Below are 12,735 nucleotides of genomic sequence, written 5' to 3'. Positions count from 1 at the left end.
TTACGCTCGACCCCATGAAGAAGAGCGTGCTGACCCGCTACCGCGTCATGGCCTACGTCACCGGCGTGCTGCTGGTCCTGCTGACCCTCGGCGTCATCGCCAAGTACGGCCTCCAGATCGACGGCGCGGCGAAGTTCACCACCGTCATCGGCATCGCGCACGGCTGGCTGTACGTGATCTACCTGGTCGTCGCCTTCGACCTGGGCTCCAAGGCGAAGTGGCCGGTGGCCAAGCAGCTGTGGGTGCTGCTCGCCGGGACCGTGCCCACCGCCGCCTTCTTCGTCGAGCGCAGGATCAGCCGCGAGCTGGAGGCCAAGGTCACCGACCGCGCTCCGGCGGTCGCCGAGGCGTAACCGCACCGCCGTACCGCACGCGTACGGCGGTCAGCCGTCGACTTTTACTAGGACGTCCTAGTAAATTTGAAGCATGGACGCTGACGCCATCGAAGAGGGCCGCCGACGCTGGCAGGCCCGGTACGACGCCGCGCGCAAGCGCGATGCTGACTTCACCACGCTCTCCGGCGACCCCGTGGAGCCGGTGTACGGGCCCCGGCCGGGGGACGAGTACGAGGGCTTCGAGCGGATCGGCTGGCCCGGCGAGTACCCCTTCACCCGCGGGCTGTACCCGACCGGCTACCGCGGGCGGACCTGGACCATCCGCCAGTTCGCCGGGTTCGGCAACGCCGAGCAGACCAACGAGCGCTACAAGATGATCCTCGCCGCGGGCGGCGGCGGTCTCTCGGTCGCCTTCGACATGCCCACGCTCATGGGCCGCGACTCCGACGACCCGCGCTCGCTGGGCGAGGTCGGCCACTGCGGGGTGGCCATCGACTCCGCCGCCGACATGGAGGTCCTGTTCAAGGACATCCCGCTCGGCGACGTCACCACCTCGATGACGATCAGCGGGCCCGCCGTGCCCGTCTTCTGCATGTACCTGGTCGCCGCCGAGCGCCAGGGCGTGGACCCCGCCGTCCTCAACGGAACCCTCCAGACGGACATCTTCAAGGAGTACATCGCCCAGAAGGAGTGGCTCTTCCAGCCCGAGCCGCACCTGCGCCTCATCGGTGACCTGATGGAGCACTGCGCCTCGAACATCCCCGCCTACAAGCCGCTGTCCGTCTCCGGCTACCACATCCGCGAGGCCGGGGCGACGGCCGCGCAGGAGCTGGCGTACACCCTCGCGGACGGCTTCGGCTACGTCGAGCTGGGCCTCAGCCGCGGCCTCGACGTGGACGTCTTCGCGCCCGGCCTGTCCTTCTTCTTCGACGCGCACGTCGACTTCTTCGAGGAGATCGCCAAGTTCCGCGCGGCCCGCCGCATCTGGGCCCGCTGGATGCGCGACGTGTACGGCGCGCGGACCGACAAGGCGCAGTGGCTGCGCTTCCACACCCAGACCGCCGGTGTCTCGCTCACCGCCCAGCAGCCGTACAACAACGTCGTGCGCACCGCCGTCGAGGCGCTCGCGGCCGTGCTCGGCGGCACCAACTCCCTGCACACCAACGCCCTGGACGAGACCCTCGCGCTGCCCAGCGAGCAGGCCGCCGAGATCGCGCTGCGCACCCAGCAGGTGCTGATGGAGGAGACCGGCGTCGCCAACGTCGCCGACCCGCTGGGCGGTTCCTGGTACGTCGAGCAGCTGACGGACCGGATCGAGGCGGACGCCGAGAAGATCTTCGACCAGATCAAGGAGCGCGGCCTGCGCGCCCACCCCGACGGCAGGCACCCGATCGGGCCGGTCACCTCCGGCATCCTGCGGGGCATCGAGGACGGCTGGTTCACCGGCGAGATCGCCGAATCCGCGTTCCGCTACCAGCAGGCGCTGGAGAAGGGCGACAAGCGGGTCGTCGGCGTCAACACGGCGACCGGCTCCGTCACCGGGGACCTGGAGATCCTGCGGGTCAGCCACGAGGTGGAGCGCGAGCAGGTGCGGGTGCTCGGTGCGCGCCGCGGCGCGCGCGACGACGCCGCGGTACGGGCGTCGCTGGACGCCATGCTGGCCGCGGCGCGGTCGGGGGCCAACATGATCGAGCCGATGCTCCAGGCCGTGCGCGCCGAGGCGACGCTGGGCGAGATCTGCGGGGTGCTGCGCGACGAGTGGGGGGTGTACACGGAGCCGGCCGGGTTCTGAGGCGGCTCGGCGGGGCGGGGCGGCGGTCAGGAGGGCGTGCGGCGGCGGGGCGTCACCGCTGCGCCGGGACCGTCGCCGCCGTCGTCACCGGTGCCGCCCCGCGCCCGCCCCGGTGTCCCCGGCGCCGGCCACGCGCCTGCCCCCACGGCCGGCCCCCTCACGAGGACGCGGCGCCCAGCCCCAGCAGCAGCACGCGGGTGAAACTGCGGACCCACTCCTCGTCGGCGGGTTCCGCGCTGACCAGGGTGCGGTGGACGACCGCGCCCGCGACGACGTCGAAGATGAGGTCGGCGGTGCGGACGGCCTCCCGCGGGTCGGTCTCCGGGGGGAGTTCGCCGCGGGCCTGCGCCCGTGCCCGGCCCTCCAGGACGAGCCGCTTCTGACGCTCCACGATCGAGCCGCGGATCCGCTCGCGCAGCGCGTCGTCGCGGGTCGACTCGGCGACGACGGCCATCAGCCCGCTCTTGGCCTCCGGCCGGGCCAGGATCGCCGCGAACTGCAGGACCACGCCCTCGATGTCGGCCGCCAGGCTGCCGAGGTCGGGCAGTCGCAGCTCGTCGAAGAGTTCGGCCACGGCGTCGACGACCAGCTCGTTCTTGCCCGCCCAGCGGCGGTACAGCGTCGTCTTCGCAACCCCGGCCCGGGTGGCGACGTCTCCCAGGGTGAGCTTCGACCAGCCCAGTTCCACCAGAGCCGCACGTGTGGCGGCCAGGATGGCCGCGTCCGCGGCGGCGCTGCGCGGGCGGCCGGCGCGGGAGGGCGGGGTGCGGCTCTGCATCCCCCGACCCTAACCGGCCCTCTCGCGGCCGTGACCGGGCGGGAAACCGGCGGGACCTGTGTGGTGGTGAGGGAGATCACCGGGAGACGGTTTCGCTGAGGCACCCGGTGCCATTACGCTACGGGTCGTAGCGAAAGCACGGGCCCGGCCCGTGCGAGCGACGACCACAAGAGCATCACGCACGCGGCACACCCGGTCATCCCCTACGACCGGCGCCCAGCACGGACCATCAGAAACCGGCGCCCGGTGGGGACCAGGCGCCCGGCACGGTCCGGTTCATCCGGCCGTTTTCACTCAGACACGCGGAACGGGGGAGGATAGACGCATGCAGCCACGGAACATGTCCATGAGCGGAGTCGTCGACCTCGCCGCGGTGAAGGCGGCCCAGGAGGCCAAGGCGAAGGCGGAGCAGGCCCGCGCCCAAGCGGCCCGTGAAGGCGGGGCGGGGGCCGTGTCGCCCGCCGACCTCGTCATCGACGTCGACGAGGCCGGCTTCGAACGCGATGTCCTGCAGCGCTCCGCCGAGGTACCGGTCGTCATCGACTTCTGGGCCGAATGGTGCCAGCCCTGCAAGCAGCTGAGCCCCGTCCTGGAGCGGCTGGCCGTCGAGTACAACGGGCGTATCCTCCTCGCCAAGATCGACGTCGACGCCAACCAGATGCTGATGCAGCAGTTCGGGGTCCAGGGGATCCCCGCGGTCTTCGCGGTGGTCGCCGGGCAGGCCCTGCCCCTCTTCCAGGGGGCGGCGGGCGAGGCGCAGATCCGCCAGACCCTGGACCAGCTGGTGCAGGTCGGCGAGGAGCGCTTCGGCCTGACCGGTCTCACCGTCGACCCGGACGCCGCACCGGGCGGCCAGGCGCCCGTACCGGCCCCGGCCGCCGGTCCGCACGAGTCGCTGCTCAACGCGGCGGCCCAGGCGCTGGACGCCGGTGACCTCGGCGGCGCGGTCCAGGCGTACAAGAACGTGCTGGCCGAGGACCCCGCCCACCCCGAGGCCAAACTGGGCCTCGCACAGGCGGAGTTGCTCCAGCGGGTGCAGAACCTCGACCCGCAGAAGGTCCGTCAGGAGGCGGCCGAGAAGCCCTCGGACGTGCAGGCGCAGATCTCCGCGGCCGACCTGGACCTGGTGGGCGGTCATGTGGAGGACGCCTTCGGGCGGCTCATCGACACCGTGCGGCGCACCGCGGGCGAGGACCGGGACGCGGCGCGGCTGAGACTGCTGGAGCTGTTCGAGGTCGTCGGCGCGGAGGACCCCCGGGTGAGCGAGGCGCGCCGGGCGCTGGCACGGGCCCTGTTCTGATCCCCGCACGGGCCGCGGCGCCGACCAGTCGCTAAACGCCAGGGCCTGTGATGCCCGGGTGAAAGATCTGCCGACGAGCCACCACAGCGGCCGCGCTTTGCCAAAACTTGGCAATCGCGGCCGCTGTTACTGCGAGTAAATGCAGGCTGTCGGTCTGCCCGGTTCCGTCCGGGGATCAACGTCTTTGTTCTGCCCATTGTTGCCACCCAGGGTCGCCGTTCGGGACCAGTGCGTCGAACGACGGTTATCCGGCCGTTACTAGCGAGTAACGAACCCCCTTGTGCGGGCGGCGAGAATGCACCACGATCGGCGACGCTCGGTCCATTCCCGCACCCCGGCAGCCGGCCGGGACGCGGGATGTCTGGGTCCCCACCGAGCAGGGCCGGCGACAGTGGCGCCGGACCTAGGACAGGGGGGTCTTCGCCGTCCGGCGAAGCCTGTCCAGCAGGGTTGTGCGTGATGCGTGTCAGGCGCGACCAGTGGTTGTCGCTCGGGGGTGATCGCCGGTGATTCGGGCGCGTTGAGCGCCACCGAGCGCGGGCGCTCTCCTTCCCGAGGACGTAGCACTTCTCCCATCCCTGCCCGGCCGAGCCCCCGTCGGGGGCGGGCCGAGGCCAGGAGATGTACGTCCGAGAAGGAGGAAATATGGAGTCCCAGGTGCGTGGCGGGACCAGATGGAAGCGGTTCGCTGTGGTCATGGTGCCCAGCGTTGCCGCCACGGCGGCGATAGGCGTGGCCCTGGCCCAGGGCGCGCTGGCCGCTTCGTTCAGTGTGTCGGGGCAGGAGTTCAAGGTTTCGGCCAAGGAACTGCACGGCCAGGGCTTCGCTCAGTACGGGGCGGTCGACTCCGGCTACACCCTCACGGGTGGCAAGGCCACTCGCCCGGTTGCGGTCTCGTCGTTCAAGGACGCGACGATCGAGAGGCTGTGCCAGTCGGTCACCACCCCGATCGGTCTTCCGGGACTCGCCTCGGTCACCCTGCGGTTGGAGGCGGGTAACAGCTCCGAACAGGAGAAGCAGGTCTCGGCCAACAACCTGTACATCGACGTCGCGGACCTCAACGCCAAGGGCGGTGCCGTCTTCCACGGCATCGACATCGGCGTCGCGGCCGGCGACACGAGCAAAGCCAAGGGCGGCAAGGGCCCGGGCATGAAGGGCGGCGGCGAGCAGGCCAACCCCTACGGCTTCGCGCAGCAGGCCACTTCGGCGGACCTGTACGACGTGGAGCAGACGGCGTGGGCGACCACCGCCGGCACCTTCACCCTGCCCGGTCTGCACATGTCGCTGTCGACGGACACCAAGAAGGCCGAGTGCTACTAGGCACCTGGTGATGGGCGGGGGGCGTCAGCGGCCCCCGCCCGTCCACAGTCCTCGGCCACGGCCCCACACCCCCCACCACCGCACCACAACTCACAGCAACGCTGCACCAGGGAGCTGTTTTCCATGAGCGCCGAGACTTCCGCCGTGCCCGGGCAGTTCACTCGCCGGAGGCTGCAGTTCCGCGCCTGGCGGGGCAGTCGGCCGTTCTGGGCCGGCCTGTTCGTCCTGCTCGCAGGCTGGCCGATCATGTACTTCCCGTACGCGCATCTCCGGGTCGGCCACCTGACGCTGGCGATGTCCACCACCGCGGGCGCGGGTTCCCTGATCATCGGCGTGCTGCTCGTGGTCCTCGGTATCAGTCTCTGGTTCCAGAAGCACATCAGGGTCTTCGCGGGCGTCGCGTCGATCCTGCTGGGGCTGGTGTCCCTCCCTGTGTCCAACTTCGGTGGCTTCCTCATGGGCTTCCTGCTCGCCCTCTTCGGCGGCGCGATGGCCGTCTCCTGGGCGCCGGGCGTACCGCCCGCGCCGAAGGACGCCGAGGACACGGACGGCCCGGGCGCGGTGGGTGAGTCGAACGACCTGTCAGGAACGAGCCCGGCCAACGGGGCGAACGGGAGGCACAGTGCCGGCTGACGAGGTGACCCACGGGGCTGATGTGGAGGAGTCCCGTGCGAGAACCGGGCCGCGCCACGCGGCACCCAAGAGGCCGCTGTTCACCCGGTTCCACATGCCGGCGGGCAAGGCGATAGCGACCGTGGCGATGCCCACGGCGGTCCTCATGGGGATGGGCTTCACGTCCTCGCTGGCGCTCGCCGACACCAACCACACGTCGAACACCTCCGCGTCGTCGTCCGAGACGATGTCGCCGGAGGACTACAAGAAGTGTGTCGAGGCGCTGGAGAAGTCCAAGGACGACTCCCCGGCCTCGCCGTCCCCTTCCGCCTCCGCGAGCGCCACCGACTCCGCGAAGGACAAGGACAAGGAGACGGGGAAGGAGACGGACAAGGGCGCGGAGGGGGACAAGGCGGAGGACGGCAAGGACGCCACGCCCTCCCCCTCGGCCACCGCCTCCACCAGCAAGCCGGACGCGCAGGACGACGCCGTCTCGGGCACGGCCTCTTCGCCGGATTCAGGTTCCGACGACAAGGCCCAGCCCACGGCGTCCGCCACCGCGTCCCCGTCCCCCTCGGCCACGGCGACCAAGAGCGGCGGCCTGCTCGGCGGCCTCGGCGACGCCCTCGGCGACCTGCTGACCGGCGGCAAGAAGGACGCGCAGCCCAGCGACCAGGCCACCACCCCGTCCCCGTCCACCACCCCCTCGGCGGACGCGACGAAGAAGGACCTGGGCAAGACGGCGTCCGACGCCGTCAAGGACACCACGAAGAAGGTCACCGACACGGTCGACGGCACCGTGAAGGGCGCGACCGACGCGGCGTCCGGGGCGGCCGAGGACACCACCGGCGCGGTCAAGGACACCGTCAAGGGCACCGTCGGCGACGCCACGAAGAAGGCCGGGGAGGCCGTCGACGGGGTCACCTCCTCGCCCGGCCCGTCCGCGAGCGCGAGCACGGACCCGGGCGACTGCCCGGCGGCCACCGACGCGCAGGGTGGTGTCGACAACACGACGCCCCTGGCGGACGACCCGTGGTACCTGGACGCCAGTTCGCTGACGCTCAAGGGGGCGAGCTACAAGGGTGTCGTCCAGGTCAGGACCGCCAACGGCAGTGTCAAGAAGGTCCTGAAGTACGTCATATCCGCGGGTACCGACATCGGTGACCTGCACCAGACGGTGAAGGACAAGCAGGCCGGCAAGACGTATCACGTGCAGGCGGCCAAGGGATCGATGTCCAAGATCACCGGCGGCGACACGGTGATGTACACCGAGAGCATCTCCGGCAACCTGCTCGGACTGCTGCCCATCACGTTCAGCCCGGACAGCCCGCCCCCGCTCGACATCCCGCTGATCTACTTCACCAAGGTCCACGTGGTCCAGGCGGCCCAGTTCGGCGGCAACCTGAACATCCCCGGAATGCACATGTACACCACCGACGGCGTCTGAACGCCGCACCGAGCCCGTTCCGGGAGCCGCACACCGAGGGCGCCCCCGCCGGATCCCGGCGAGGGCGCCCTCGAACGCGTACGCGGGCCCGTACGGGCACCGTGACGCGGACGTCAGTCGCGCTGGCCGCCGCCCAGGTGGTGGACGCGGACCATGTTCGTGGTGCCGGGGACCCCGGGCGGGGAGCCGGCGGTGATGATGACGACGTCGCCCTCGTTGAACCGCTTGAGCTTGATCAGCTCCTGGTCGACCAGGTCGACCATCTCGTCGGTGCTGTTGACGAAGGGCACCACGTGCGACTCCACGCCCCAGCTGAGCGCCAGCTGGTTGCGGGTGGACTCGTCGGTGGTGAAGGCGAGGATCGGCTGGGTCGCGCGGTAGCGGGACAGCCGGCGGGCCGTGTCGCCGGACTGGGTGAAGGCCACCAGGCCCCTGCCGCCCAGGAAGTCGGCGATCTCGGCGGCGGCACGGGCCACCGAACCGCCCTGCGTGCGCGGCTTCTTGCCCGGGACGAGCGGCTGCAGGCCCTTGGAGAGCAGTTCCTCCTCGGCCGCGACGACGATCTTCGACATCGTCTTGACGGTCTCGATCGGGTACGCGCCCACGCTCGACTCGGCGGACAGCATCACCGCGTCGGCGCCGTCCAGGATGGCGTTGGCCACGTCGGAGGCCTCGGCGCGGGTCGGACGGGAGTTGGTGATCATCGACTCCATCATCTGGGTCGCCACGATCACCGGCTTGGCGTTGCGCCGGCACAGCTCGATCAGGCGCTTCTGCACCATCGGGACCTTCTCGAGCGGGTACTCGACGGCCAGGTCACCGCGGGCCACCATCACGCCGTCGAACGCCATCACGACGTCCTGCATGTTCTCCACCGCCTGCGGCTTCTCCACCTTGGCGATGACGGGGACGCGGCGGCCCTCCTCGTCCATGACGCGGTGGACGTCGGCGACGTCCTTGGCGTCGCGGACGAAGGACAGCGCCACCATGTCGCAGCCCATGCGGAGCGCGAAACGCAGGTCCTCGACGTCCTTGTCGGACAGCGCGGGCACGTTCACCGCCGCGCCGGGCAGGTTGATGCCCTTGTGGTCGGAGATGACACCGCCCTCGATGACGATCGTCTTCACCCGCGGGCCCTCGACGTCCAGGACCTTCAGCTCGACGTTGCCGTCGTTGATCAGGATCTGGTCGCCGCGCGAGACGTCACCCGGCAGCCCCTTGTACGTCGTGCCGCAGATCTGCTTGTCGCCCGGGACGTCCTCGGTGGTGATCGTGAACTCGTCACCCCGCTCCAGCTCGACCGGGCCCTCGGCGAAGGTCTCCAGCCGGATCTTCGGGCCCTGCAGGTCGGCGAGGACGGCGATGGCCCGGCCGGTCTCCTTGGACGCGGCACGGACGCGGTCGTACCGGCCCTGGTGCTCGGCGTGCGTGCCGTGGCTGAAGTTGAAGCGGGCCACGTTCATGCCGGCTTCGATCAGCGCGACGAGCTGCTCGTGGGAGTCGACCGCGGGGCCGAGAGTACAGACGATTTTCGAACGGCGCATGGGGCGATCCTATCGGTTTGTTTCGCTGCGGAATATTCCGTCTGGTGGAATATACAAATGGGCGGGTCCGCGCTCAGTCGAGTGCCGCTGGAAGTGCCGGTGGGGATGCCGGTCGAATTCGGTTGTCCTCGCTTGTCCTTGATTGTCTTCGCCCGCTCCTCTCCCGTTCCTCCTTACTCGTCCTTTCCGACAAGGGCGTAGGTCTGCGCGGCGATCTCCATTTCCTCGTCCGTGGGGACGACGGCCACGGCGACCCGCGCCCCGTCGGGCGAGATCAGCCGCGCCTCGTCGGCGCGTACGGCGTTCCGCGCGCCGTCCACGGCGAGGCCCAGCCCCTCCAGGTCCGCGAGGGCCGCCGCGCGCACGAAGTCCGCGTTCTCCCCGACCCCGGCGGTGAAGGCGACCGCGTCCACCGTGCCGAGTACCGCGTAATAGGCACCGATGTACTTCTTCAGCCGGTGGATGTAGATCTCGAAGGCGAGCCGCGCCTGCTCGTCGCCCTCGTCCATCCGGCGCCGTATCTCCCGCATGTCGTTGTCGCCGCAGAGGCCGAACAGACCGCTCCTCTTGTTGAGAAGAGTGTCGATCTCGTCCATGGACATTCCGCCGACACGCTGCAAATGGAAGATGACCGCCGGGTCCAGGTCTCCTGAACGCGTGCCCATGACCAGCCCCTCCAGCGGGGTGAGCCCCATGGAGGTGTCCACGCACCGCCCGCCGCGCACCGCCGAGGCGGACGCCCCGTTGCCCAGGTGCAGCACGATCACGTTGACGTCCTCGGGGGCCTTGCCCAGCAGCTCGGCCGTCCTGCGGGAGACGTAGGCGTGCGAGGTGCCGTGGAAGCCGTAGCGCCGCACCCGGAACCGGTCCGCGAGCTTGGGCTCGATGGCGTAGCGCGCGGCCGGCTCCGGCATGGTGGTGTGGAACGCGGTGTCGAAGACGGCGACCTGCGGCAGGTCGGGGCGCAGTGCGGTGGCGGTGCGGATGCCGGTGAGGTTGGCCGGGTTGTGCAGCGGCGCCACCGGGATCAGCCGCTCGATCTCGGTGAGCACGGCGTCGTCGATGACGGTCGGCTCGGTGAAGAACATGCCGCCGTGCACCACGCGGTGGCCGATCGCGGCCAGTTCGGGGGAGTCCAGGCCGAGCCCGTCCCTGGCCAGCTCCTCGGCGACGGCCTTGAGCGCGCCGTCGTGGTCGGCGATCGGGCCGTTCTGCTCGCGGGTGTCGCCGGTGGCCACGCAGGTGTGCTTGAGCCGGGAGGTCTGCTCACCGATGCGCTCCACCAGGCCGACGGCGAGCCGGCTCGCGTCGCGCATGTCGAGGAGCTGGTACTTCAGCGACGAGGAGCCGGAGTTGAGGACGAGGACACGGGTCGCGTTCACGGTGTTCAAGGGTTCTCTCTACGACGTCAGTGGGCGGGTGCGGCCGGGGTGCGGGCCTGGTCCTGGGCCTGGATCGCGGTGATGGCGACGGTGTTGACGATGTCCTGGACCAGGGCACCGCGGGACAGGTCGTTGACCGGCTTGCGCAGGCCCTGCAGGACCGGGCCGACCGCGATCGCGCCGGCCGAGCGCTGCACGGCCTTGTACGTGTTGTTGCCGGTGTTCAGGTCCGGGAAGACCAGCACGCTGGCCTGCCCGGCGACCTCCGAGCCCGGCAGCTTGGTCGCGGCGACCGACGGCTCCACGGCCGCGTCGTACTGGATCGGACCCTCGATCATCAGGTCCGGGCGGCGCAACCGCACCAGGTCGGTCGCCTCGCGCACCTTGTCCACGTCGGCGCCCGTGCCGGAGGTGCCGGTGGAGTAGGACAGCATCGCGATCCGCGGCTCGACCCCGAACTGGGCGGCGGTGGCCGCCGACTGGACGGCGATGTCGGCGAGCTGCTCGGCGTCGGGGTCGGGGTTGACCGCGCAGTCGCCGTAGACGAGGACCTTGTCGGCCAGGCACATGAAGAAGACGGAGGAGACGATGGACGCCTCGGGCTTGGTCTTGATGATCTCGAAGGCGGGGCGGATGGTGGCGGCCGTGGAGTGCACGGAACCGGAGACCATGCCGTCGGCCAGGCCCTGCTGCACCATCAGCGTGCCGAAGTAGTTCACGTCGGAGACGACGTCGTACGCCAGCTCCACGGTGACGCCCTTGTGGGCGCGCAGCCGGGCGTACTGCTCGGCGAAGGCGTCCCGCAGCTCGGAGACGGCCGGGTCGATGAGCTGGGTGTCCCCGAGGTCGATGCCGAGGTCGGCGGCCTTCTTGCGGACGGTGTCGACCGGCCCGAGCAGCGTCAGGTCGCACACCCCGCGGCGCAGCAGCACCTCCGCCGCGTGCAGCACGCGTTCCTCGGTGCCCTCGGGCAGGACGACCCGGCGGATGTCGGAGCGGGCCTGTTCGAGCAGCTTGTGTTCGAACATCATCGGGGTGAGCCGGTCGCTGCTCGGCGCGGAGACCCGCTTGTTGAGGTCGGTGGTGTCGACGTACCGCTCGAACAGGCCGAGGGCGGTCTCCGCCTTGCGCGGGGTGGCCGCGTTCAGCTTGCCCTCCAGGGAGAACAGGCGTTCGGCGGTGGGGAAGCTGTTGCCGGACACCGAGACGACGGGGGTGCCGGGGGCGAGCCGGGCGGCGAGGGTGAGGATCTCCTCGCCGGGCTCCTCGTCCAGGGTGAGCAGCACGCCGGCGATCGGCGGGGTGCCGGCGCTGTGCGCGGCGAGCGAGCCGACCACCAGGTCGGCGCGGTCGCCGGGCGTGACGACCAGGCAGCCCGGTGTCAGCGCCTTGAGCAGGTTGGGCAGCATGGCGCCGCCGAAGACGAAGTCGAGCGCGTCGCGGGCCAGTCCCGAGTCGTCGCCCAGCAGGATCCTGCCGTCCAGGGCGTGGGTGATCTGCGCGACGGTCGGCGCGGACAGGGCCGGCTCGTCGGGCACCACGAAGCAGGGCACGGGCAGCCGGCCGGTCAGCCGCCCGGCGATGTCGTCGCGGTCCTCGCGGGCCACCCGGTTGGTGACCATGGCCAGGACGTCGCAGCCCAGGCCGTCGTAGGCGCGGTAGGCGTTGCGGGTCTCGGCGAGCACCGACTCGGCGCTCTGCCCGCGGCCGCCGACGACGGGGATCACGGAGGCGCCGAACTCGTTGGCGAGCCGGGCGTTGAGGGACAGCTCGTCGGGGAGCTGGGTGCCGGCGAAGTCGGTGCCGAGGACCAGGACGACGTCGTAGTCCCTGGCCACCCGGTGGAAGCGGTCGACGAGGGTGGAGACCAGCTCGTCGGTGCCCTGTTCGGCCTGGAGGGAGGACGCCTCGTGGTAGGCCATGCCGTAGACGGTGGCCGGGTCCTGGGTCAGCCGGTAGCGGGCCCGCAGCAGTTCGAAGAGGCGGTCCGGGCCGTCGTGGACGAGCGGGCGGAAGACGCCCACCCGGTCGACCTGCCGGGTCAGCAGCTCCATGACACCCAGCTCGACGACCTGGCGGCCGTCACCGCGGTCGATGCCGGTCACGTACACGCTGCGGGTCACGCGGGCTCTCCGTTTCGTCGGGAGGGGGGGTGCGCTGGAGGTACGAGGGGCGTACCGGGGTGGCGTACGGCGGACAAAAATCGCCCACCGAGGTGAGCGGAA

General features: G+C 70.7%; 10 protein-coding genes. 6 read left to right on the top strand and 4 right to left on the bottom strand.

Translation table 11 applies throughout. The features are described 5' to 3' along the window. Positions 1 to 14 precede the first annotated feature (14 nt). Positions 15 to 353 carry a DUF3817 domain-containing protein gene (locus IG64_RS03365; RefSeq protein WP_037851732.1) on the top strand — a complete coding sequence of 113 codons (339 nt, stop codon included), beginning with the start codon at positions 15 to 17 and terminating at the stop codon, positions 351 to 353. A 73-nt stretch (positions 354 to 426) separates the two neighbouring features. Continuing rightward, positions 427 to 2,127, top strand: a complete 1,701-nt coding sequence (locus IG64_RS03360) for an acyl-CoA mutase large subunit family protein (protein ID WP_037851731.1) — start codon at positions 427 to 429, stop codon at positions 2,125 to 2,127. Positions 2,128 to 2,284: 157 nt separating this feature from the next. On the opposite strand, the gene IG64_RS03355 is transcribed toward IG64_RS03360, so the two are convergent. Next, positions 2,285 to 2,905, bottom strand: coding sequence for a TetR/AcrR family transcriptional regulator (locus tag IG64_RS03355; RefSeq protein WP_037851728.1), 621 nt, complete (start codon positions 2,903 to 2,905; stop codon positions 2,285 to 2,287). A 325-nt stretch (positions 2,906 to 3,230) separates the two neighbouring features. On the opposite strand from IG64_RS03355, the gene IG64_RS03350 reads away from it, so the two are divergent. The 4 genes from IG64_RS03350 to IG64_RS03335 all read left to right on the top strand — a co-directional run bounded on the left by IG64_RS03350 (position 3,231) and on the right by IG64_RS03335 (position 7,584). Beyond that, positions 3,231 to 4,205: a tetratricopeptide repeat protein gene (locus tag IG64_RS03350; protein ID WP_037851727.1), complete on the top strand. Its 975-nt coding sequence runs from the start codon at positions 3,231 to 3,233 to the stop codon at positions 4,203 to 4,205. Between the two features lie 645 nt (positions 4,206 to 4,850). Then, positions 4,851 to 5,525 carry a DUF6230 family protein gene (locus IG64_RS03345; protein ID WP_037851726.1) on the top strand — a complete coding sequence of 225 codons (675 nt, stop codon included), beginning with the start codon at positions 4,851 to 4,853 and terminating at the stop codon, positions 5,523 to 5,525. A gap of 123 nt (positions 5,526 to 5,648) precedes the next feature. Further along, the gene (locus IG64_RS03340; protein ID WP_037851725.1) at positions 5,649 to 6,158 is read left to right on the top strand and encodes a DUF6114 domain-containing protein; all 510 of its coding nucleotides are present in this window, start codon (positions 5,649 to 5,651) and stop codon (positions 6,156 to 6,158) included. After that, positions 6,148 to 7,584: a hypothetical protein gene (locus IG64_RS03335; RefSeq protein ID WP_037851723.1), complete on the top strand. Its 1,437-nt coding sequence runs from the start codon at positions 6,148 to 6,150 to the stop codon at positions 7,582 to 7,584. The genes IG64_RS03340 and IG64_RS03335 overlap by 11 nt, the downstream gene beginning before the upstream one ends. 113 nt (positions 7,585 to 7,697) lie before the next feature. Here the strand turns inward: IG64_RS03335 and pyk are convergent, their stop codons facing one another. From pyk to pta, 3 genes are all read right to left on the bottom strand, one after another. Then, entirely contained in the window at positions 7,698 to 9,128 is a 1,431-nt protein-coding gene (pyk, locus tag IG64_RS03330) for a pyruvate kinase (RefSeq protein WP_037851721.1), read from the bottom strand. Positions 9,129 to 9,301: 173 nt separating this feature from the next. After that, positions 9,302 to 10,510: an acetate kinase gene (locus tag IG64_RS03325; RefSeq protein ID WP_037852198.1), complete on the bottom strand. Its 1,209-nt coding sequence runs from the start codon at positions 10,508 to 10,510 to the stop codon at positions 9,302 to 9,304. A gap of 26 nt (positions 10,511 to 10,536) precedes the next feature. Further along, a complete protein-coding gene (gene pta, locus IG64_RS03320; protein WP_037851720.1) occupies positions 10,537 to 12,633 on the bottom strand; it encodes a phosphate acetyltransferase in 2,097 nt (698 codons plus the stop codon). Between the last annotated feature and the right edge of the window lie 102 nt (positions 12,634 to 12,735).

The sequence above is a fragment of the Streptomyces sp. NRRL S-340 genome, from assembly GCF_000720185.1.
GTDB lineage: Bacteria > Actinomycetota > Actinomycetes > Streptomycetales > Streptomycetaceae > Streptomyces.
The sequence above is the reverse complement of the archived record's forward strand: the minus strand, read 5'-3'. Positions and strand labels throughout refer to the sequence as shown.